The 20,703-nt window shown below is 68.8% G+C and carries 23 protein-coding genes and 1 tRNA gene; 11 read left to right on the forward strand and 13 right to left on the reverse strand.

The window, feature by feature from the left end:
- The 6 genes from ON21_RS05760 to ON21_RS05785 form a co-directional block, all read right to left on the reverse strand.
- A partial coding sequence (locus ON21_RS05760) for an ABC transporter ATP-binding protein (RefSeq protein WP_039796312.1) occupies positions 1 to 830 on the reverse strand: 830 nt, incomplete at its 3' end.
- Positions 827 to 2,380 (reverse strand): ABC transporter permease, encoded by a 1,554-nt coding sequence (locus ON21_RS05765; protein WP_051020389.1) that lies wholly within the window; start codon positions 2,378 to 2,380, stop codon positions 827 to 829. The genes ON21_RS05760 and ON21_RS05765, both read right to left, overlap by 4 nt.
- A 2-nt stretch (positions 2,381 to 2,382) precedes the next feature.
- Positions 2,383 to 3,405: an iron ABC transporter substrate-binding protein gene (locus ON21_RS05770; protein WP_039796313.1), complete on the reverse strand. Its 1,023-nt coding sequence runs from the start codon at positions 3,403 to 3,405 to the stop codon at positions 2,383 to 2,385.
- A 108-nt stretch (positions 3,406 to 3,513) separates the two neighbouring features.
- On the reverse strand, positions 3,514 to 4,935 hold the full coding sequence (locus ON21_RS05775; RefSeq protein ID WP_245562475.1) for a metallophosphoesterase: 1,422 nt from the start codon (positions 4,933 to 4,935) through the stop codon (positions 3,514 to 3,516).
- Positions 4,936 to 4,939: 4 nt separating this feature from the next.
- Complete coding sequence (locus tag ON21_RS05780) at positions 4,940 to 5,548, reverse strand: Rv0361 family membrane protein (RefSeq protein ID WP_039796315.1); 609 nt, start codon at positions 5,546 to 5,548, stop codon at positions 4,940 to 4,942.
- Between the two features lie 285 nt (positions 5,549 to 5,833).
- Positions 5,834 to 6,235: a nuclear transport factor 2 family protein gene (locus tag ON21_RS05785; protein WP_039796316.1), complete on the reverse strand. Its 402-nt coding sequence runs from the start codon at positions 6,233 to 6,235 to the stop codon at positions 5,834 to 5,836.
- Between the two features lie 139 nt (positions 6,236 to 6,374).
- Between ON21_RS05785 and ON21_RS05790 the strand changes: the two genes are divergently transcribed.
- Positions 6,375 to 6,797, forward strand: a complete 423-nt coding sequence (locus ON21_RS05790; protein WP_174372129.1) for a hypothetical protein — start codon at positions 6,375 to 6,377, stop codon at positions 6,795 to 6,797.
- Between the two features lie 148 nt (positions 6,798 to 6,945).
- Positions 6,946 to 7,629, forward strand: a complete 684-nt coding sequence (locus ON21_RS05795; protein WP_039796317.1) for a hypothetical protein — start codon at positions 6,946 to 6,948, stop codon at positions 7,627 to 7,629.
- Between the two features lie 348 nt (positions 7,630 to 7,977).
- Here ON21_RS05795 and ON21_RS05800 read toward each other — a convergent pair whose 3' ends face one another.
- The 3 genes from ON21_RS05800 to ON21_RS38175 form a co-directional block, all read right to left on the reverse strand.
- Complete coding sequence (locus ON21_RS05800; protein ID WP_086006366.1) at positions 7,978 to 8,685, reverse strand: L,D-transpeptidase family protein; 708 nt, start codon at positions 8,683 to 8,685, stop codon at positions 7,978 to 7,980.
- Positions 8,686 to 8,772: 87 nt separating this feature from the next.
- Positions 8,773 to 8,943, reverse strand: a complete 171-nt coding sequence (locus ON21_RS38170; RefSeq protein ID WP_157170728.1) for a hypothetical protein — start codon at positions 8,941 to 8,943, stop codon at positions 8,773 to 8,775.
- Between the two features lie 9 nt (positions 8,944 to 8,952).
- On the reverse strand, positions 8,953 to 9,198 hold the full coding sequence (locus tag ON21_RS38175; RefSeq protein WP_157170729.1) for a hypothetical protein: 246 nt from the start codon (positions 9,196 to 9,198) through the stop codon (positions 8,953 to 8,955).
- On the opposite strand from ON21_RS38175, the gene ON21_RS05805 reads away from it, so the two are divergent.
- From ON21_RS05805 to ON21_RS05815, 3 genes are all read left to right on the forward strand, one after another.
- A complete protein-coding gene (locus tag ON21_RS05805) occupies positions 9,191 to 9,565 on the forward strand; it encodes a hypothetical protein (protein ID WP_157170730.1) in 375 nt (124 codons plus the stop codon). The two genes, ON21_RS38175 and ON21_RS05805, sit on opposite strands and share 8 nt — an antisense overlap.
- 74 nt (positions 9,566 to 9,639) lie before the next feature.
- On the forward strand, positions 9,640 to 10,017 hold the full coding sequence (locus ON21_RS05810; protein ID WP_039796320.1) for a hypothetical protein: 378 nt from the start codon (positions 9,640 to 9,642) through the stop codon (positions 10,015 to 10,017).
- A 200-nt stretch (positions 10,018 to 10,217) separates the two neighbouring features.
- Positions 10,218 to 10,502: a hypothetical protein gene (locus ON21_RS05815; RefSeq protein WP_157170731.1), complete on the forward strand. Its 285-nt coding sequence runs from the start codon at positions 10,218 to 10,220 to the stop codon at positions 10,500 to 10,502.
- A 168-nt stretch (positions 10,503 to 10,670) separates the two neighbouring features.
- Here ON21_RS05815 and ON21_RS05820 read toward each other — a convergent pair whose 3' ends face one another.
- From ON21_RS05820 to ON21_RS05835, 4 genes are all read right to left on the reverse strand, one after another.
- The gene (locus ON21_RS05820; RefSeq protein ID WP_169332674.1) at positions 10,671 to 10,916 is read right to left on the reverse strand and encodes a hypothetical protein; all 246 of its coding nucleotides are present in this window, start codon (positions 10,914 to 10,916) and stop codon (positions 10,671 to 10,673) included.
- 274 nt (positions 10,917 to 11,190) lie between these two features.
- Positions 11,191 to 11,266 (reverse strand) — tRNA-Arg (locus ON21_RS05825).
- Between the two features lie 106 nt (positions 11,267 to 11,372).
- Positions 11,373 to 12,008 carry a DUF305 domain-containing protein gene (locus ON21_RS39865; protein ID WP_051020392.1) on the reverse strand — a complete coding sequence of 212 codons (636 nt, stop codon included), beginning with the start codon at positions 12,006 to 12,008 and terminating at the stop codon, positions 11,373 to 11,375.
- A gap of 365 nt (positions 12,009 to 12,373) precedes the next feature.
- On the reverse strand, positions 12,374 to 13,309 hold the full coding sequence (locus ON21_RS05835; protein WP_039796323.1) for a thioredoxin-like domain-containing protein: 936 nt from the start codon (positions 13,307 to 13,309) through the stop codon (positions 12,374 to 12,376).
- Between the two features lie 92 nt (positions 13,310 to 13,401).
- Between ON21_RS05835 and argS the strand changes: the two genes are divergently transcribed.
- The 6 genes from argS to ON21_RS05865 form a co-directional block, all read left to right on the forward strand.
- Positions 13,402 to 15,060, forward strand: coding sequence for an arginine--tRNA ligase (gene argS, locus ON21_RS05840; protein WP_039796324.1), 1,659 nt, complete (start codon positions 13,402 to 13,404; stop codon positions 15,058 to 15,060).
- A gap of 61 nt (positions 15,061 to 15,121) precedes the next feature.
- Positions 15,122 to 16,543: a diaminopimelate decarboxylase gene (gene lysA, locus ON21_RS05845; RefSeq protein WP_039796325.1), complete on the forward strand. Its 1,422-nt coding sequence runs from the start codon at positions 15,122 to 15,124 to the stop codon at positions 16,541 to 16,543.
- The gene (locus ON21_RS05850; RefSeq protein WP_083880414.1) at positions 16,540 to 17,895 is read left to right on the forward strand and encodes a homoserine dehydrogenase; all 1,356 of its coding nucleotides are present in this window, start codon (positions 16,540 to 16,542) and stop codon (positions 17,893 to 17,895) included. The genes lysA and ON21_RS05850 overlap by 4 nt, the downstream gene beginning before the upstream one ends.
- A gap of 23 nt (positions 17,896 to 17,918) precedes the next feature.
- Entirely contained in the window at positions 17,919 to 19,040 is a 1,122-nt protein-coding gene (thrC, locus tag ON21_RS05855; protein WP_051020394.1) for a threonine synthase, read from the forward strand.
- A 25-nt stretch (positions 19,041 to 19,065) separates the two neighbouring features.
- The gene (gene thrB, locus ON21_RS05860; protein ID WP_039796332.1) at positions 19,066 to 20,019 is read left to right on the forward strand and encodes a homoserine kinase; all 954 of its coding nucleotides are present in this window, start codon (positions 19,066 to 19,068) and stop codon (positions 20,017 to 20,019) included.
- A 415-nt stretch (positions 20,020 to 20,434) separates the two neighbouring features.
- The coding region (locus ON21_RS05865; protein WP_174372130.1) for a Rho termination factor N-terminal domain-containing protein at positions 20,435 to 20,703 on the forward strand (269 nt) is incomplete at its 3' end.

The following is a 20,703-nucleotide window of genomic DNA, read 5'->3' on the forward strand; positions in this document are numbered from 1 at the left end:
TGTTCCGGTCGCAGCATGATCGTCGCCGGTCCGCTCACGGCATCGCGCTGCACCGGGATCCGGCCCAGCGCGCACTTGGCCACGTCCGCCTCGACCACCGCGTCCAGCAGCACACAGTCACCGAGGAACCGGGCGGTGAACAGGTCCTTCGGCGTGGCGTAGACCTCCTCCGGCGTGCCGACCTGGGTGAAGCGCCCCTCTCGCATCACCGCCACCTGGTCGGCGAAACTGAGCGCCTCCTCCTGGTCGTGCGTCACCAGGATGCTGGTCATGCCCGCCTCGCGCAGCGTGTCGGCCACCGCCTGCCTGGTCGTCGCGCGCAGGCCCGCGTCCAGCGCGCTGAACGGCTCGTCCAACAGCATCACCGACGGCTTGCGCGCCAGCGCGCGGGCCAGCGCGACGCGCTGCTGCTGGCCGCCGGAGAGCTGATGCGGCCGCCGGTCGGCATAGGACGCGTCCAGCGACACCATCTCCAGCAGTTCGCGCACCCGCCCGCGGCTGTGGCGGCGCAGGCCGGGCAGTCCGTAGGCGATGTTCTGGCCGACGGTCAGATGCGGGAACAGCGCCCCGTCCTGGGCGACGTAACCGATGTTGCGGCGCTGCGGCGGGACCGAGACGCGTTCACCGACAACGGTTTCCGTTCCGATCGACACCGAACCCGTATCCGGCGACTCGAATCCGGCGATCACGCGCAGCAAAGTGGTCTTACCGCACCCGGACGACCCGACCACCGCGGTCGCGGTGTGGTCGGGCACGTCGAGCGTGATCCCGCCGAGCACCCGGGTGTGGCCGAAGGTCTTCGAGACATCGGCGACGACAACGCGACTCATATCCCTGCCGCCTTCCGCGAGTTGGTGAACAGCAGATACGTCACCGGCACCGCGGCGACGATCATGATCAGGGCGTACGGCGCGGCGCCCGCGTAGTCCAATTCGCCGGAAAGGCCCCAGAACCGCATCGCCAGCGTGCGGGTCCCGTTGGGCGCCAGCAGCAGGGTCGCGGTCAGCTCGGTCGCCACGGCGACGAACACCAGTGCGGCGGCGGCAGCCGCGGCCGGCGCGGCGAGACGCAACGTGACCAGGAAGAACGTCGCGGGCCCCGATCTGCCCAGTGACCGGGACGCCTCCTCCAGGCCGACCGGAACCTGGGCGAGCCCGGCTCGCACGCTGACCAGGGCGCGGGGCAGGAACAGCAGGAGATAGGCGGCGATCACCATGCCCGCCGTCTGGTAGAGCGCGGGCGCCCACCGGATGGTCACGGTCACCATGGCCAGCGCGATCACGATGCCGGGCAGCGAACTGGTGATGTAGTTCGCGCCCTCGATCAGCCGGGCGAACGCCGAGGTGGAACGCACTGCGATCCACGCGACCGGGAACGCGCACAGAGTGGTGAGCAGTGCGGCGACGGCCGCGAGGCCGATCGTCTGCCCGAGCGCGTTGCCGATGTCGGTGAGATCCCACACCGCCGCGCCGCCGATGCGCAACCAGCGCCCGATGGTCCACAGCGGAACGCCCAGCGCGCCCGCCGTCACCGCGACGAGCACGGCCAGCACCGGCAGTGTGCCGACGCCCAGCCGGATCCGGGTGGCGGCACGCGGTGCCCCGCTACCGATCCGCGCGTAGCGGGCCCGGCCGCGTAGCCCCGCCTCGGCGCCGAGCAGCGCAAGACAGCACAGCACGAGCACGCCGGCCAGCATGCTGCCCGCCGGACCGGCGAAGCTGGACTGGTACTGCTCGAAGATCGCCGTGGTGAACGTGTCGAACCGGACCATCACGAAGGCGCCGTACTCGGCGAGCAGATGCAGCCCGATGAGCAGCCCGCCACCGAGGATCGCCAGGCGCAGTTGCGGCAGCACGATCCGCGCGAACACCGCGACCGGGCCAGAGCCGAGCGCCCGCGCCGATTCCTCCACGGCGGGATCCAGGCGGCGCAGCGTGGCCGCCGCGGGCAGATAGACCAGCGGGAAGTAGGACATCGTCGAGATCACCACGCCCGCCCACAGGCCGTGCATGGTGGGAAAGACGCTGACCCAGGCATAGCTGTTGACGAACGCGGGAACCGCGAGCGGCGCCGCGAAAACCGGCCCCCACCACGACTTCCCCGGCACGTCGGTGCGTTCGACCACCCAGGCCAGCCCCACGCCGAGCGCCACGCAGATCGGCACGGTGCACACGACCAACGCGGCCGTGTTGCGCAGCAGCTCACCGACTCTGGGACGGAACACCAGCTCCGCCGCCTGCTCCAGGCCGGTGGAGAAGACGGTCGAAACGATGTAACCGAGCGGCACGAACGTCGCCGCCACCAGCAGCAGCGCGACGCCCGTGACCACCGGCCCCGGCCTGCCGACCCGGGGCGCGGCGACAGCGGTCCGCAGTGCCACGGCTACAGCAGACCCGCTTCGGTCATCAGCTGCGTGACCTTCTTCGAGTCCAGCTTGGACGGATCGACCGCCGGGGCCTGGAGATCGGCCAGCGGCGGCAGCGCCGGATTCGCGGCCACGCCCGCGGCGACCGGGTATTCCAGCGACGTGCCGTCGCGCAGCACCTCTTGCCCCGTCTTGCCGACGATGAACGCCAGGAACTTCTGCGCCGCCTCCTGCTTCTTGCTCGCCTTCAGCACGCCGCCGCCGGAGACGCTGACGAAGGCTCCCGGGTCCTGGTTCTTGAAGTAGTGCAGGGCGGTATCGGCGCTGCTCTCCTTCGTGTTCGCCTGGTCGCGGTACCAGTAGTAGTGGTAGATGACGCCGCCGTCCGGACTGCCGGAATTGACCGCCTTCATGGTGGCGACGTTGTTCGGGAACGGCGTCGCGTTCTCCTTCATGCCCTTCAGCCAGGCGCGGGTGACGTCCTCACCCTTCAGCGCCAGCAGGGCCGCCACGATGGCCTGGAAGTCGGCGCCGGAGACGCCCGCGCCCCAGCGGCCCTTCCACTGCGGTTGCGCCAGATCCAGCAGGGAGGCGGGCAGCTGACCGGGCTGGACCTTGTTCTTGTTGTAGACGAAGACCGTCGACCGCGCGGCGACGCCGGTCCACTTGCCGGTGGACGGCCGGAACTGCGCGGGCACCTGCGCCAGGGTCTCGGCGTCCACGTCGGCGAACAGGCCCGCGTTCTCCACCAGCGCCATGGCGGGGGAGTTCTCGGTGAGGAAGACGTCGGCGGGCGAGGCGGCGCCCTCGGCGACCAACTGGTTGCCCAGCGCCGTGTCGCCGCCCTGGCGCAATGTCACCTTGATGCCGGTCTCCTTGGTGAATTGCTCGGCCCACTCCTTGGTGAGCGACTCGTGCTGCGCGTTGTAGACGGTGATCTCGTTCGCGTCGTCGGAGGAATTGGAGCAAGCCGTACCGCCGAGCGCCGTCATGGTGAGGACCAATCCGGCGGCAATCGTCTTCCATCTGACCGGCTTCATCCTCGTCCTTCCGACCGCGTCACCCATGCATATGTTGAGCCTTACCTAAGGAAGATACCGCGTCCGACATGCGGGAACGTTCGCAGCCGCTGGGATTTGTCGCTCCCGTTACGTCAGCCCCGAGAAGTCGCGCGCCACAACGTGATTGCGATCGGCGCAGGTGCCGAGCGTGTAATCCGGTTGCAGTCCGAAGTACTCGCCGCGGGTGAGCGCGCTCCAGCGCCGGGCGTCCTCGGTCCGGGTCTTGTGGAAATTGACCATGTAGCCGCCCTCGTAGAGGCGCAGCAGGCTGTAGCCGCCCGGATACTCCTTGACCGCGGCGACCTCCAGGAATTCCACCGCGCACGGCGCGTCCGGCCTGGTGCGGCGATTGCGGTGGGTGTGGCCGCTGTGCTGGAGGAACACTCCGGGGCTGCGGGTGTAGAGCGCCTGCAACTCGGCGCTGTCGCGTCCGTCGAGCACGAATCCCGGTCCGGCGAGGTTGGTCAGTCCGGACTCCGTCGTGACCGGGTGATGACCGAACACCAGCGTCGGCCGGTCCGGGTCGGTGCGCAGCCGTTCGGCGAGGTGATCGAACTGCGGGCGCTCGATGGACCCGCCCGCGCCATCGAGTCGGCTGGTGTCCAATCCCAGCACCCGCAGCCCGCCGACCTCGTGTTCGACCAGTTCCTGCCGGGGTGAGAAGACATCGGCCCAGCAATCGCGGTGATCGGCCGGCGCGGGGGCGCAACCGGCGTATTCACCGCCCACGTGCGGACGGTCGTGGTTGCCGCGCACCGCCAGGTAATCGTGGCCGAGCGCACCCCAGGCGTCCAGGCGGGCCCGCACCGTGCGAGTGTCGTGTTCGGTGGCCTCGGCGGTCAGGTCGCCCGCCAGCACCAACAGTTCGGCTCCGCGATCGGGTCGGCGCAGGTCGTCCAGCATCGCGGCCAGCATCACCTCGGGATAGGGCGGAAGGCCGGGGTCCTGCCGGAAGCCCGGCGGCAGGTCGCCCGCGACCAGTCCGCTGACCTGCTCGCCGTAGTGCACGTCGTTGGCCAGCGCCAGCGTGCGCAGCAGGCGGCCGGGCGGCGGAACCAGGGTGGTGAACTCGCCGCGCGCTTCCGGCGCGTCGGGGTGGGCCGTGGTGAGCGAAAGCGCCGGTGCGGCGCGCAGGCCCGCCGACCAGGCTTCGAAGCGGTAGGCGCGGCCGGGCTCGAGCCCGCCGATCTCGGCGTAGTGGAAGGGTGTCGGGTGGTCGTCGGCGAAGACCGGTACCGGTGCGCGTGGCGAGTCGGCGGGACCGATCCGGACCTGGGTGTCGGTGTCGACGGGCAGCAGGCGCCCGGCCGGGTCGGGCGCGAGCGTGGTCCAGGTGAGGATCACCGAGGTGTCGGTGACCGTCACCACTTCGAGATCGGTCGCTATGGTCGTATTCGATTCGGCGCGTGCTCGTTTCGTGTGACCGGCGAGCGGGAGCAGAGCGGCGAGGCCGAGCGCCCCGAGGACGGTCCTGCGGCTGGGGCCGCAGCATGTCATGCGCGGGCGCATGCGATCAGCGCGTGTTCTCCGGGGAGCAGACCTTCCACTTGCCGTCTTCTTTCCTCAGGTGCTCGGTCGTGCTGGTTTCGGTATCGGGCTGCTCGCCGGGCACCGCGACGGTGAGTTTGCCGGTGACCTTCGCGGTCGCGGTGTCCCCGGTGACGACGATGTCCTCGATCCTATCGATGGTGACCGAAACCGAGGTGCTGTCGAATTCCTTCTTCTCGCTTTCGGTCATCGCGTCGAACGCGGCGCGTTCGCGGGCGCAGGCCTGCTCGGCCGCCGCGCGGAAGCCGCGCCGGTCGAGAGTCTCGTAGAAGTCGCGGATCGCGAGCTCGATCCGCTTCTCGTCCGAGGCGAGCGGGCCTTTGCCCTGCGTGGTCAGGAAGATGCCGGCGATCAGCGCGCCCGCGATCATCAGCACGACTATCACCACCAAGCCGGCGATCAGGCCGGTGTGGCTCTTCTGGGGTTGTGGTGGATATCCCCAGGGCGGGTAGGCAGGTGGGGGATAACCCGGTCCGGGTGGTGGAGGAGGTTGCCCCGGTCCGGGCGGCGGGTAGCCAGAGGGCGGCTGCGGCGGTCGGTCATCCGGCGGTTGCCCGCCCGGTGGATAAGCCATGTCGTCCTCCGGTCTGCCCCCGGTGCCTACATCGCTACGGCAAAAGCGTGCCCGGGTGACCGGAAACCAAACCGGGCCGGATCGTTCGGTCAGGTTGTGCAGTGGCGGGACGGTGATCGGGCTCCTGATGCGGTTCCGCGCAGGATGGCGTCGTGTTCGGCTGTCGGGGAGCGGGCGGGGGTCGGCTTCTGACGTGTTCCGGCACAGGATGGCGGCGCGTTCCCCGTCTATGCGCGTGTCGGCGCGACGGCGATCGTCCCGGGCGCAAGTGCTGGAGCTTTCGCGTCAGTCGTCCAACGCGGCATGCCAGCGCGCGGTGTCGGTGTACTGATGCAACCGCGTGATACGGCCCTCGTCGTCGACCTGCCACAGATGCACGAATTCCGCGTCGTACTCGCGGCCGGTGGCGCGGGCCCTGCCGCGATAGTGCCCGGTCACCACGACGGTGCCTGCGGTGGTCTCCTGCCAGGTCTCGTCGTACGGCGCAGTGTCGAAATCTCGCGCGACCGGCCCCCAGATACCCGTCATCGCCGCAATCGGACCGTGGAAGACGCCGCCCGCACCGCACGGCAGGCCCGGTGCGGTGCGAGCCTCGAACTCCGGATGCAGCAGGGACAGGATCGCCGGTCCGTCGCCGGTCTGCGTCGCGGCGTAGAAACCCTTCACGATCTCGAACTTCGCCGACATGTCGCGCTCCTTCTAGTGTGATCGTTCTAGAACGAACATACTAGAAGGCGGCCGTGACGGCAGTGTGGCCGTCATCACGCCGCCGATTCGCGCCGGGGTTGCCTGGTGCTTGCCGCATATGTCCGGCTAACATTCGAACATGGGTTCGATAAGCGATGAAACGCCGCGAACCGAAGGAACGGAACCCGAGCTGGTCTACCCGAGCCGGACCGGTCACTACTACCGGACGCTGACCTACCCGCCACGGCCGGTATGGGTGCGGCTGGACGCGATCCTGGTACGCGATCCCGGAACGCCGCGGCACGTGAACGGCGCCGGGGTCATCATGCGCGGCGAGCGTCCCGGAACCCTGACGCACTGGTTGCCCACCGTCGACGGCGACTGGATGGGCCGGGTGAACTACAGCATCCAATTCGCCGACGGTCGCCCCGACTTGCAGGTGCGCGATCAGTTGGTCCCCGCCTACGCGCTGCGTCCGCGCGATACCGGACAATCCGGACCGGAATCGGCTCGATCGGCACACGGGGATGTCGCACGAACCGAGCCGGATCCATTGCCGTGAATTTGCCTGTTCGCCCTGTATTCGCATGATCACTGCCAATGCCCTGTGCCGCCTGGTTTGCTACCCGGCGCGCCGTGGCCGGAATGGGTTGTCCCGTCGATTGCCGGCCCGGTTGTCGCCGTAGTGGGCCGGTGATACGTTGCCCGGCATGGGATTTCAGTTGCCGCATCCCGAGGTGCTGTGGGCGCGCGTGACCGTCTTGGACGTGATCACCGCCGCTACCCACACCGATCGGGCCGCGAGCGGACAGGAGATCGGGCAGACGGCCAGAGTGGAAGGCGGCCGGCTGATCAACGACGACGGTGAGGGCAATTGGTACTCGCTGGTCAGATATCCCGATGACCGCGCGTTGCTATTCGGGAGGGACGAGGACAACGAGGTCGCCGGGACCTCCTACGATCCGCTGGCCGCTGCGCCCGCCTGGGTGCGCTCCGTGGAACCGACGACGAAGCTCCCCGGCGGCGTCGAAGGCCCCGTCAGCTTCGTGCGCTGGTGGGAGTACGGCCGCTGGCAGCACACCCCGACCGACCTCGACGACGGCCTCGAACTCAGCCTCAGCGCCGCCTCGGACCGGGAGGACTTCACCGGCAGCGTCATGAGCGCCGCCATCCACGCCAAGTGGGTGGACATGGACTACGAAGCGGGCAAACTCACCGCCGTCACCGTCGACCCCACCGCCCTGCAAGCCCTCTGCGACGCCACCGAGAACGGCGCCGTCACCAAGGCCCACTTCTACTTCCTCCAGCCCGGCTTCACAGCTCCCGCCTTCACCTACCTCACCAACGCGGGCGTCTTCAGTCCCACCGGCAAACTCACCGAACCCCTGCCGTAATCGTCGCGCCGCAGACGGCACCCAGCCATTCGAGAAGGGCTCCGGCTTCCGGAGCTCTTCTCTTGTGTGCGCGGCATTCCGAAAGGCCTCATCCACGTGCATGGCGGTTGCTCGTACAGCGTGTTGATGAATCCTCAATGAACCGGCGAAAACATCCAACCATTCGAGAAGGGTTCCGGTCCGGGGCCCTTCTCTTGTGCATGCGGCATCCGTAGAGGGCCTCATCCACGTGCCGCAGCTGTCGGCGAGCTGCGCATGGCCGGTGGCCGGTGCAACGCGGAGGCGAAGGGGTGTCGTTGCGCTGAGCCCGGCGCCGCCGAGCAGGACGCGGGCAACGACACGGCTGATTCAGACCGCGTACATGCCGATCACTGGCTTCCTCGACGGTTCGAGGGTGGCCAGCAGCGTGCGCATCACGTCATCGCCCACCGCGACGCACCCCGCCGTCGGCCTGCCCGCCTCGACGTGGACGAAGAAGGCCGAGCCCCGCTTCGGCACGACCGGAAACCGGTTGTAGTCGATGACCAGCGCGTAGTTGTATTGCGGGTCGGTCCGGCCGAGATTCTCGCTGACGGTGGTGTCGAACGGGCACTCGCCCTCGGCGCATCGATATCTCTGGTTGTACAGCGGGCTCTCCGTATCCGACACCCACCACCAGTTATTCGACGGGTCCACCGCCAGGTAGGGGAGCTTCGCCTCGGCGTGCGGCAATCGGCCGAAGCCTTCGGTCAACGCGAACGTGCCCTCCGGCGTATACGCCGCCCCCTCGTGTGCCTCCCGGGAAATCCCTGCCTTGCCCACCCAGGCGGGCGCCGTCAACGTCCGCTCCCACCGCCTGAACCGGTTCCGCTGCCACAATTCCAACGTCCCCCGATCGGCTCCCGCGTGGGCCGTCACCCAGACGACTTGAGTGCCCGGCACCGCGTCCGGATCGAACGGCGGCCTACTCCCGCTGATCCCGGCCACCACGACGATCCCGACCACCGCGGCGGCTACCAGAACCCCCGCCACGCCCCAGCGCACTACCCACCCGCGCCGCGTCCCAGCATCAGCCAATCCTGTTCACGCTCCTCCTCCACCTGCCCAGACGCCCACCGCCTCACATAGTCCCCATACCATCGCATCCGTGGTGTGCCACTCGCGTTATCGGCGCGGGGCTACAACGTTCCAATAGTCGGATTTCACCGCGTCCCAGAGGTGGAAGCGTTCGGGGAACCACTCGCGGACCTGGGCGAGGTCGGGGCGGTGGTCGCCCTCCCCGAAGAAGGTCACGCCGGGGTCGCCGTTCGGGATGCCGACGATCGAGCCGTCCATTCTCATCCGTTAGGCCGGGGTCGTCGCCGCATGGTCGATCAGTGTTTCGATCGAGATCCGGGCCCCTGGCTCGATCTGCCAGAGGACGGTGTGGTCACCAAACCTCGTGCGCTGCAACATCTCGTCTCGCTTGGTGGTATCGATCGCGCCGCCGGTCGACCGTCCGTGCTTACCATTCGTTAAGGATTTCTTCAGGCCGTCCTGTGAGGGTCGCGCGACAGTGATTTCGTTCTGCGTAGGAGCCTTGATGATCACAAGCCGCCTGACCCTCCTAGGACTTCCCGTGCTCGTGCTGGCCGCGACCGCTGGTCTGGCGACGGCTCCCACCGCCGTGTCGCAGCCCCAGCTTCCGACCTATACCTGCGAGTACACGCCGATCACCAGCTACCTCGTGGTGTTCAACTCGATGCGCGCGCGCAAATGCGTGGCGTCTCCAGGCGCTCCGCTGGACGGCAATCACTTCTATCCGGTCCGGATGGAGAACACCGTCACCGGTGAGAAATGGGAGTGCGGTGGCGTGTTCCCGTACCTCGGCAAGCCGATCCATCCGGGAATGGGATCGTCCGAGGCGGAGGCGGTGCTCAACGCCGGTGTGAACGCGAGCAACTGCCGCCCGATCTGACCGCACGGTGCGCGCGACAGCTGCTGCTGATGAGTGCCGAGAAGTTCTGAATTCTCTTTCGAACAGGAACCGCGATGAACCCAACCCGCACGATCCGACTCGGACTGCCGATATTCCTGCTGGCCGCTACCGCCGGTCTGGTGGCCGCCCCCGCCGCGGAGGCGCAAACTCTGCCGACCTACACCTGCGGCTATACGATCGACCTACCGCACTCCGGCTCCGTCAAAGGTCGCGAATGCACGGCCTCGGCGGGCGCTCCCCTGACCGGCCACCACTGGATCACCTTCCAGCTGCGAAACAGTGGATCGGGTGAGACGTGGGTGTGCAACAGCGTCGAGGCTGCTCTCGTCCCGTACTACCTGGACAACACAATAGACCCGGACTATGCGGACTTCGAGCGGGCATACGGTCGCGGCGCGGACGCGAGCGTCTGTCACCGCCTACTGGACTGACGCGGCACCGCAGGCAGAGCCGGGGAGCGGGGCATTTCGTCCCGTACGGTTCCTCTGTGACAACGTCGGGGTACGGTCGATCCGGGCTGGTGACTCGACACCCGTACCTGTGCGCTGTCGATCACTGGCCTGCTCCTGTCGCATCGCATCGATCGAGGCGAACGGGTGCACGCTCTACTGTCGCTAGAAAGGATCTGCCGGTGTTTTCGGCAACCACATCCACCGCTGCGCGTCGGATATTGGCACGCGCAATCGTCGCTGGAGCAATCGCCGCTGTTCCCCTGACGATATCGACTATTCCGGCCTCGGCCGCTCCGGCGACGTCCGGTGCGGTCGGCACGGAAATCGGGCACGACCGCTGGGACGACCTTCTCGACTTCCGAGGCAAAGATTGGCCGGGGGATCACGACAACGGTCGCGGCAATGATCCGCTCTGGCGTCTGCTCCACGGCGTCCTGCCGAATGGCGTGTTCGGCAGCAGCTGAGCGCGGTCGAAGGCAGGCACGGCGATGGCTTCTGACCAGAGGAATCCGGTCGGGAGCCATTGTGTCGCGTGCCCTCGGCAACCGGCGGCCTGCTGCCCCGGAGGCAGGTCGGAGGCGAAATTTGGCAACACCTCGCACAACGCGCGTAGCGACGGCCGAGCGGTATCGCTAGCTGTTCTCCACGATCGAGAGATACAAGCGTGCTGCTACGGCTTCGGCATCCTCGGTCATGGGGTCCGAGTACGTTCGTGCTCCTGGAAGGCCGGCGGCGTGCGACCGGGCGGCGGTCGCGAGGACGGAGATCAGGCCGGATGAACGCTGGATCGGTGACTTCACCGCCCAGGCGAGATGCTTCACTCCCGATGGAAGCAGTTCTGCACAGGCCAAGCGGAGGGCGAGTTTGTCCACAGTCATGCCGTCACGTATGCCGAAAAGGGCTGAAGAGGCGAATCGTCCGGCGATCTGCCACCATCGCACGGTCTGGAACACGTGGACCAGCCGATCGGCGTACTCATCCAGCAGCGCTGGATAGAAGTGGGGGACGAGCCGGTCATATCTGAAGTTCGGCGCTGAGGGAGGAGGCGAGGACTTCGGGCGAGGTTGTGTCGTCTCGTGTCATCGAGGCGGGCTGAGGAACGGACGAGAAAGGCCCCAGCCAGCGAGCGTGCTGGTCATGGGGCCTTTCTCTTGGTGCCCTCGGCAGGATTCGAACCTGCGGCCTTCTGCTCCGGAGGCAGACGCTCTATCCCCTGAGCTACGAGGGCGGGATAGGGCTCGGTCGGGGCCGGGATGGCGGTCCGATCGGGCTGGGTCAGCCTATCGTATCGGCGGCCGTCCGCCAAAAAGGGCGGACGGCGGCGGGGTTTCGCGTCATGGGAGGGGGGCGGCGCCCCGGGCGGTGAGCATGGTGGTCATCAGGTCGGATTCGCCGCGCTGGGTGGTGGCCATGGTTTCGGCCAGGGTGCGCACCGCTGTGGTGTCGGCGTGCTGGGCGGCGTAGTCGATCATCGACAGGCCGCCCTGGTGATGGCGCAGCATGAGCTGGAGGAACATCGTGTCCAGCTTGGGGCCGGTGGCCTGGCGGAGCGCGGCGAGTTCGGCGGGGGTGGCCATGCCGGGCATGGTCGACACCGGACCGGAGTGGTGGGGCGTGTCGGCACCGGAATGATCGTGGCCGCTCATCGGCTCGGCCATCCAACCCATGAACCCGTCGACGCTCTGCGCGGGTTCGCCCCACAGCTGCAACCAGCCCTGCATGCGCCCGATCTGGCTCTGCTGGGTGGTGAGGATGTCGTAGGCAAGGCGGCGTACCTCGGTGTCGGTGGAACGAACCAGCAGCACGCCCGCCATTTCGACGGCTTGGGCGTGGTGCGCCGACATGTCCTGGCTGAAACCGACGTCGACCGGGCCCGGGTCCGGCTCGGTGGAACCGTTCAGCGGAATCCGGGCCAGCACGCCGATCGCGAAGCCGATCAGGATGGCGCCGATGATGCCGAGGGTCAGCAGCGCGGTGCGCTGGCGGCGGAACTGTCCGCCGACGCCCGATGCTTCGCGGTCATCGGATCCGTCGGATGCTTCGCGTTCGGATGCGGTAGCTCGGCGATCGCCCGATCCGGCAGGTGCTTCGGGCGAGGGCGACCCGGCGGATGCTCCGCTATCGGATTCGACGTATGCCTTTCGATCGCCCGATCTCGATGATCCGACACTCTCGGGCCTGCCGGCTTCCTCGGTACCGGACCCTGCGGCTGTTGCGCGATCGCCGGACCCGGCGGCTTGGAGATCGCCGGACTCGGTGACTCCGGTGCCGGCGGCTGTCGTCGGTTCGCCGGACCCGGTGGCGCTGCGATCGGCGCCTCCCTGATCGCCGGCCACTACTGCCCCGCGCCAGGAGCGGGCTGCGCGGGCGCGGGCGGAACGGGCGCGGGCTGCGCGGGTGCCGGAGCGCCGGGCACACCGGGAAGCCCGGGAAGACCGGGCACGCCGGGCACACCCGGCAGGCCCCCGGACATGCCGCCGAGTTCGGTCTGATCCTGCTGCAAGCCCTTGCCGTCCATCGGCACCGCGTCGGGTCCGGGCGGCGTCGGGTCGAACGGCGGCGGGTTGTCGGTGTCGAAGACGATGGTCGAGCAGTCCGCACCGACCTCGGGGTAGGCGTAGTTGTTCAGCCGCAGCGCCGTGATGAACTGGCCGACGCGCTTGTCGTCGGGGCTGTCCAGCTTCAGCTGGTGCCCCCAGGACTGCAAGGAGACGGCGGAGTCCATGCCGGGGTAGGGCGACATCATCGTGTACGGCTTGCCCTCGACCTTCGCCTTCAGCGTCGCGATGCCGTCGGCGTTCACCTTGTCCGGGTTGTAGGTGATCCACACCGCGCCGTGCTCGAGCGAGTGCACCGCGTTCTCCACCCGGATCGGCTTGTTGTAGACCACGCCGGTGCAGGTGGCCCAGGACTGGTCGTGCGGGCCGCCGAACGGCGGGGCCTGGTCGTAGGCGACGCGCTGGCTCGAAGTGATGTGCAACCCGGCGGGGTACTCCTTCTTCACCACGCCCGCGATCCCGTCGGACGGATCCTTGTGCTGCGCGCTCGGCGTGTACTTGTCCAGGTCGGCCTTTTCCCGGTACTTGGGGACCAGGTTGTAAGCCAGCGCGCCGATCAATGCGATGATTGCTACGGCCGCGCCGATGGCCAGCCAGGGGACTTGGCGATTCTTCTTCGGAAGCGGTCCTTGTCCGCCGCGCTTGCGGGGAGCCGACAACTTCGCCGCGGCCTTGGCGGCCTTGGCCGATTTGGCGCTGGGACTGCTAGGCATCGCTCAGTGTGCTCTTTCGACGTGGATGGATCCGCTGGCTGCGCAGTGCCCACCCGAGGTGTACACCCGCCAAGACCATAGGATAGAGACTCGTGACTCCAGCTGACCTTGCAGATCTCCTTCGCTCGACCGCGGCGAAGGTGCTTGTCGAACGTGGACTGGACCCCGCGGTCCTGCCCGACGAGGTCACCGTGGAGCGTCCCCGCAACCCCGAACACGGCGACTATGCCACGAATGTCGCGATGCAGGTGGCCAAGCGCGCCGGAACCAAGCCGCGTGATCTGGCCACTTGGCTGGCCGACGCGCTGGCCCACGCCGACGGCGTCGCCGCGGCGGAGGTCGCCGGGCCCGGATTCCTGAACATTCGTCTCGCGGCCTCCGCGCAGGGCGCGATCATCGAGCGGATACTCGCCGCGGGCGCCGCGTACGGCACCGCGGAGGCGCTGAAGGGCGCCCGGATCAACCTCGAGTTCGTCTCGGCCAACCCGACCGGTCCCGTGCACTTGGGCGGTACCCGGTGGGCTTCGGTCGGCGACGCGCTCGGCCGCATCCTGGCCGCGCAGGGCGCGGACGTGGTGCGCGAGTACTACTTCAACGACCACGGCGCGCAGATCGATCGGTTCGCCGCCTCGCTGGTCGCGGCCGCCACCGGCGCGCCGACCCCGGAGAACGGGTACGCGGGCGCGTACATCGGCGAGATCGCCGACAAGATCGTGGCCGCCAACCCCGACGTACTGGGCAAGCCGGAGGCCGAGCGCCTCGAGCTGTTCCGGGCCGAGGGCGTCGAGCTGATGTTCGCGCACATCAAGGAGTCGCTGCACGAGTTCGGCACCGACTTCGACGTCTACTTCAACGAGAGCTCGCTGTTCGCCTCGGGCGCGGTCGAGCAGGCGGTGGAGCGGCTGAAGAACTCCGGCGACCTGTACGAGAAGGACGGCGCCTGGTGGATCGCCAGCTCGGAATACGGTGACGACCAGGACCGGGTGGTCATCAAGAGCGACGGCAAGGCCGCCTACATCGCCGGTGACATCGCCTACTTCCAGGACAAGCGCGCCCGCGGCTTCGACCTGTGCATCTACATGCTCGGCGCCGACCACCACGGTTACATCGGCAGGCTGAAGGCCGCCGCGGCCGCGTTCGGCGACGACCCGGCCACCGTGGAGGTGCTGATCGGGCAGATGGTGAACCTGCTGCGCGACGGCGTCGCGGTGAAGATGAGCAAGCGCGCGGGCACCGTGGTCACGCTCGACGATCTGGTCGAGGCGATCGGCGTGGACGCGGCGCGGTACTCGCTGGTGCGTTCGTCGGTGAACTCCAGCATCGACATCGATCTGAACCTGTGGGCCAGCCAGAGCAACGAGAACCCGGTCTATTACGTGCAGTACGCGCACGCGCGGACCGCGTCCATCGCGCGCAACGCCGCCGAGTTCGATTACGACTCCGTCGCCGCCGACCTCGCGCTGCTGTCGGCCGAGGAGGAAGGCGAGCTGATCCGCACCCTCGGCGAATACCCGCGCGTGGTGGCGAGCGCGGCGAGCCTGCGCGAACCGCACCGGGTGGCCCGTTACCTGGAGGAACTGGCAGGCGCCTACCACCGTTTCCAGACCAACAAGAACCTGCGCGTCCTGCCGCTGGGCGACGACCCCGTCTCGCCGACGAACGCGGCCAGGCTCGCTCTGGTCAACGCCACGCGCCAGGTCTTGGCCAACGGCTTGGGCCTGCTCGGCGTCAGCGCGCCGGAGCGCATGTGACCGGCCGGTCGACCAGAGCGAGGAAGGGAGCGAAAGTGAGCGAGCGCAGCGAGGAGCAGTTATGAGCGCGCATCCCGCCGGTCCCCGGCATGCCGAGATCCCGCACGCGCCGAACCTCCCGGAGCGTCCGAGCGATCCGAAGCAGATGATCGACCTGCCCGCGAACGTGTGGCCGCGTAACGCCACCCGCGACGCCGCGGGCGTGGTGCACCTGGCGGGCGTGCCGGTGTACGAGCTGGCCGAGCGGTACGGCACCCCGCTGTTCGTGGTGGACGAGGACGACTTCCGTTCCCGCTGCCGCGACATGGTCCGCGCGTTCGGGGCGAACGCGCGAGTCCACTACGCGTCCAAGGCGTTCCTGTGCGGTGAGGTCGCCCGCTGGATCCGGGACGAGGGCCTCTCGCTGGACGTCTGCTCCGGCGGCGAACTCGCCATCGCGTTGCACGCGGGCTTCCCCGCCGAGCGAATCGCGTTGCACGGCAACAACAAGTCCGTCGAGGAACTGGAAGCCGCGGTATCGGCGGGCGTCGGCCACGTGGTGGTCGACTCGCTCATCGAGATCGAGCGACTGGAAGCCGTCGCCGCCCGCGCAGGCGTGGTGCAGGACGTGCTGGTCCGGGTCACCGTCGGCGTGGAAGCGCATACCCACGAATACATTTCGACCGCGCACGAGGATCAGAAGTTCGGCTTCTCGATCGCGGGCGGTGACGCGATGGAGGCGCTCGCGCGCGTCTTCGACGCCGACAACCTGCGCCTGGTCGGCCTGCACAGCCACATCGGCTCGCAGATCTTCGAGATCGACGGCTTCGAGATCGCCGCGCGGCGCATGCTCGGCCTGCTCCGCGAGGCCATCGACAAGTTCGGCATAGAGCGCACCGCGCAGATCGCGACGCTGGATCTCGGTGGCGGCCTCGGCATTTCGTATCTGCCGTCGGACGACCCGCCGCCGCTGGACCGGTTCGCGGCGAACCTGCGCGAACTGGTCGCCGCCGAAGCCGACCGCGCGGGCCTGCCCACGCCGACGATCGCGGTGGAGCCCGGTCGCGCCATCGCGGGGCCGGGTACGGTGACCCTCTACGAGGTCGGCACCATCAAGGACGTCTCGTTGGACGCCGGTCTGCGCCGCCGCTACGTGAGCGTCGACGGCGGCATGAGCGACAACATCCGGCCCGCGCTGTACCAGGCCGACTACGACTGCCGCCTGGTGTCGCGGTCGTCGCAGGCCGGGCCGGTGGTCGCGCGCGTTGTCGGAAAGCATTGCGAGAGCGGCGATATCGTCATTCGGGACACCTGGATGCCCGCCGACGTCGGCCCCGGCGACCTGATCGCCGTCGCCGCCACCGGCGCGTACTGCTACTCGATGTCCAGCCGGTACAACCAGTTGACCCGTCCCGCGGTCGTCGCGGTGCGGGATGGACAGCCGCGTCTGATTCTGCGCCGGGAAACGGTGGCGGACCTGCTCAGCTTGGAGGTGGAAGCGTGACGGTCAACGCGAAGAACGGCGTGTGGGGGATCGATCGCCCGATCGGGGTGGCGGTCCTCGGCATGGGCAATGTGGGTACCGAGGTCGTGCGCATCCTGCGTGAGCACGCCGAGGACCTACGTTCCCGCGTCGGCGCGCCGGTGGTGCTCCGCGGTGTGGCCGTGCGCAACCTCGACACCGACCGCGGCATCCCCGCGGACCTGCTGACCGCCGACGCGGACGCGCTGGTCGCCCGCGACGACGTCGACCTGGTGGTCGAGGTGATCGGCGGCATCGATCCGCCGCGCCGGTTGATCCTGGCCGCTCTGAACGCGGGCAAATCCGTGGTGACCGCGAACAAGGCGCTTCTGGCCGACTACACCGGCGAGCTCGCCGCCGCCGCCGAAGCCAGCCGCGCCGACCTGTACTTCGAGGCCGCCGTCGCGGGCGCCATCCCCGTGGTTCGCCCGTTGATCCAGTCGCTGGCGGGCGACCGGGTGAACCGGGTCGTGGGCATCGTCAACGGCACCACCAACTTCATCCTCTCCGCGATGGACGAGACCGGCGCCGACTACTCGCAGACGCTGGCCGAGGCCACCCGGCTGGGCTACGCGGAAGCCGACCCGACCGCCGATGTGGAGGGTTACGACGCCGCGGCCAAGGCCGCCATCCTCGCCTCGCTGGCGTTCCACACCCGGGTCACCGCCGCCGACGTCTACCGCGAGGGCATCTCGCGGATCACGGCCGAGGATCTGGAGACCGCCTCGGCGCTCGACTGCACCGTCAAGTTGCTCGCCATCTGCGAGCGGGTGGACGCGGGCCCCGGCGAGCCGGGTCCGGAGGACGGCGGCAAAGAGCGCGTCTCGGTGCGCGTCTACCCGGCGCTCATCCCCCGCAAGCACCCCTTGGCGGCGGTGAACGGCGCGTTCAACGCGGTGGTCGTCGAGGCGGACAACGCCGGGCGGTTGATGTTCTACGGCCAGGGCGCGGGTGGCGCTCCGACCGCGTCGGCCGTACTCGGTGATCTGGTGATGGCGGCACGGAACAAGTTCTATGGGGGTCGCGCTCCCGGCGAATCGGTTTATGCTGAGCTACCGATCGCGCCGATCGGCGATACGCCCACCCGCTATCACGTGAACCTGCAGGTCGAGGACCGTCCTGGAGTCCTCGCCGCGGTGGCGGGCGAATTCGCCAAACACGGGGTGAGCATCTCGACCGTCCGTCAAGAAGGGCACGGCTCGGGTGCGCGCCTGGTCGTGGTGACCCACCACGCCGTGGAGTCGGCGCTCGCGGACACCGTGGCCGCACTGGCGGAAATGGCATCCGTCACATCCGTGACCAGCGTTCTGAGATTGGAAGGCACCGAAGAATGACCACAGCGTCGCGCAGCGACTCCATGAGGGGCGGCGGCCGGGAGGCGGGCGGGCGTGCGACCGGTGTCGCACCCCAGGCCGGAGTGCACTCCCGCTGGCCCGGCCTGATCGCGGCCTACCGCGACCGGCTCGCGGGCGCGGCCGACTGGGAGCCGGTCACGCTGTTCGAAGGCGGAACGCCACTGGTGCCCGCGCCGCATCTGTCCGAGATCACCGGCTGCGAGGTCTACCTGAAGGTCGAGGGCCTGAACCCGACCGGCTCGTTCAAGGACCGCGGCATGACGATGGCGATGACCGACGCCAAGTACCGCGGCCAGAAGGCGGTGCTGTGCGCGTCCACCGGCAACACCTCGGCATCCGCCGCGGCGTACGCCACCCGTGCCGGCATGAGCTGCGCCGTGCTGATCCCGCAGGGCAAGATCGCGATGGGCAAGCTGGCCCAAGCCGTGATGCTCGGCGCGAAGATCATCCAGGTGCAGGGCAACTTCGACGACTGCCTCGAACTCGCCCGCAAGGTCACCGCTGATTTCCCCAGCATCGGCCTGGTGAACTCGGTGAACCCGGCCCGCATCGAGGGCCAGAAGACGGCGGCCTTCGAGATCTGCGACGTGCTCGGCAAGGCCCCCGACGTGCACGCCCTTCCCGTCGGGAACGCGGGGAACATCACCGCGTACTGGCGTGGCTACCGGGAGTACTACGCCGACGGCGTCACCGGCGGACTGCCGCGCATGCTCGGCGTGCAGGCCGCGGGCGCCGCCCCGCTGGTCAACGGCGCCCCGGTGAAGGAACCCGAGACCATCGCCACCGCGATCCGGATCGGCGCGCCCGCCTCCTGGAACGGCGCGGTCGAGGCCAAGGAGCAGTCCGGTGGCGCGTTCCGCGCCGCCACCGACGAGGAGATCCTCGACGCGTACCGCCTGGTCGCGGCCACCGAGGGCGTGTTCGTCGAGCCCGCGTCGGCGGCCAGCGTCGCCGGTGTGCTCGCCGCACGCAAGGAGGGCTGGCTGGATGCCGGGCTCACCGTGGTGTGCACCGTGACCGGCAACGGTCTGAAAGACCCCGACACCGCGCTGTCGGGCATGCCGCAGGTGCAGCCGATCGGGGTCGACCCGGTCGCGGTCGCCGCCGAATTAGAGCTGGCCTGAGTTGAATTCGCGCGACAGCCAGGTCATGAGCGCGACGCTGCCCGCAGGTCTCACCGTGACCGCCAGGGTGCCCGCGTCCACCGCGAACCTCGGTCCCGGGTTCGACTCGCTCGGTATGGCATTGGGGATCTACGACGAAATCCAGGTGCGCACCACCGATTCCGGGCTCACCATCCGGGTGGAGGGCGAGGGCGCCGATGATGTGCCTTGGGGCCCTTCGCATCTCGTGGTCCGCGCGATCGAGCGCGGCCTCGAGTCGGCCGGGGTGTGGGCCGACGGTCTCGATGTGGTGTGCCGCAACGTGATTCCGCATTCGCGGGGCCTCGGCTCCTCGGCCTCGGCGGTGGTCGGCGGGCTGGCCGCCGGGTGCGCCCTTGCCGCGAAGCTGGACTCGGCGCTGGCCACGTCCGCCGACCGAATGGTGCAGCTGGCGGCGGAATTCGAGGGACATCCGGACAACGCGGCGGCCAGTGTGCTCGGCGGGGTCGTGGTCTCGTGGACCGAGAGCGATCACCCCGCCGACGAGGCCCCTGGCACGGAGTACCACGGTCGCGTCTACCGAGCGGTGCGGCTGGAGGCGCACGCGGCACTGCGCCCGGTCGTGCTGATCCCGGAGGAGCGCTCGTCCACCTCGCATACCCGCGGCCTGCTGCCCAACGTCGTGCCCCACGGCGACGCGGCGTTCAACGTCAGCCGCGCCGCGCTGGCCGTGGTGGCCCTCACCCAGCGCCCGGACCTGCTGCTTCCCGCCACCGCGGACCGGCTGCACCAGGCCCAGCGCGCGCCCGCGCTGCCGTTGACCACCGCCTGGATCACCCGCCTGCGCACGGCGGGGATCGCGGCCACCGTCTCGGGGGCGGGACCGACCATCCTGGCCCTGGGGACCAGCAAATTTCCCGCGGAACTCCGCGAACTGGCGGCGGCCGAGGGCCTGCGTGTGGTGGAGCCGGGAATCGCCGAAGGCGTCCTGGTCGACTGACGGCGAGTCTGTCTTGCCGAGATTCGCAATGGACAGCTATTCTGGGCAGGTCCGTACATCGTGCGCATCAGACGCCGGTGCTTCATCAGGGCAATCGCTCCAGCAGGCTCCAGGCTCGAGCCTCCAGGCCATGGGGGTGCTGCGTAGCTGCGCAACTGGAATGATCTCTCCCCACCTTTCACCAACGGTGGAGAAGCCGCCGGTCCGGCGGGGCAGGTGATACGGCACACAGCGCCCGGACGGACGCATCCCAGTCCGGCAGAATGCCCGGGCTGCGGGACGAACCCTCGAAACAGCACACGGCGATCGAGGGAAGGAAAGGATTTCCGTGACAGATACGGACCTGCTCGCGACACCCGGCGTGGAATCGAACCCGACGGGCGAGCGCGAAAGTGAATCCGGACAGATTTCGAAGATGAGCGAACACACCGACGTCGCACGATCGGGGCTGACTGGAATGTTGTTGCCGCAGTTGCGCGCGCTCGCGGGGGAGCTCGGTATCCGAGGCACCTCCGGGATGCGCAAGGGCGATCTGATCGCCGCCATCAAGGAAAATCAGGCCGCGGGCAAGGCGGCGAAGGTGGAGAAGCCCGCCAAGAGCGAGGCCAGGTCCGCGGCAACCGCCAAGGCCGACGCCCCCGCGAAGGCCGGTGCGCCCGCCAAGACCGCCGCTCCCGCGGAGCA

The organism is Nocardia araoensis NBRC 100135 (assembly GCF_000308435.1).
GTDB classification, from domain to species: domain Bacteria; phylum Actinomycetota; class Actinomycetes; order Mycobacteriales; family Mycobacteriaceae; genus Nocardia; species Nocardia araoensis.

Bases quoted from the DNA above. Each gene is read 5' to 3' on its own strand.
- ON21_RS05770 (WP_039796313.1), bottom strand. From the start codon at position 3,405: ATGAAGCCGGTCAGATGGAAGACGATTGCCGCCGGATTGGTCCTCACC.
- ON21_RS05775 (WP_245562475.1), bottom strand. From the start codon at position 4,935: ATGCGCCCGCGCATGACATGCTGCGGCCCCAGCCGCAGGACCGTCCTC.
- ON21_RS05780 (WP_039796315.1), bottom strand. From the start codon at position 5,548: ATGGCTTATCCACCGGGCGGGCAACCGCCGGATGACCGACCGCCGCAG.
- ON21_RS05785 (WP_039796316.1), bottom strand. From the start codon at position 6,235: ATGTCGGCGAAGTTCGAGATCGTGAAGGGTTTCTACGCCGCGACGCAG.
- ON21_RS05790 (WP_174372129.1), top strand. From the start codon at position 6,375: ATGGGTTCGATAAGCGATGAAACGCCGCGAACCGAAGGAACGGAACCC.
- ON21_RS05795 (WP_039796317.1), top strand. From the start codon at position 6,946: ATGGGATTTCAGTTGCCGCATCCCGAGGTGCTGTGGGCGCGCGTGACC.
- ON21_RS38170 (WP_157170728.1), bottom strand. From the start codon at position 8,943: ATGGACGGCTCGATCGTCGGCATCCCGAACGGCGACCCCGGCGTGACC.
- ON21_RS05805 (WP_157170730.1), top strand. From the start codon at position 9,191: ATGATCACAAGCCGCCTGACCCTCCTAGGACTTCCCGTGCTCGTGCTG.
- ON21_RS05810 (WP_039796320.1), top strand. From the start codon at position 9,640: ATGAACCCAACCCGCACGATCCGACTCGGACTGCCGATATTCCTGCTG.
- ON21_RS05820 (WP_169332674.1), bottom strand. From the start codon at position 10,916: ATGACTGTGGACAAACTCGCCCTCCGCTTGGCCTGTGCAGAACTGCTT.
- ON21_RS05835 (WP_039796323.1), bottom strand. From the start codon at position 13,309: ATGCCTAGCAGTCCCAGCGCCAAATCGGCCAAGGCCGCCAAGGCCGCG.
- lysA (WP_039796325.1), top strand. From the start codon at position 15,122: ATGAGCGCGCATCCCGCCGGTCCCCGGCATGCCGAGATCCCGCACGCG.
- thrC (WP_051020394.1), top strand. From the start codon at position 17,919: ATGAGGGGCGGCGGCCGGGAGGCGGGCGGGCGTGCGACCGGTGTCGCA.
- thrB (WP_039796332.1), top strand. From the start codon at position 19,066: ATGAGCGCGACGCTGCCCGCAGGTCTCACCGTGACCGCCAGGGTGCCC.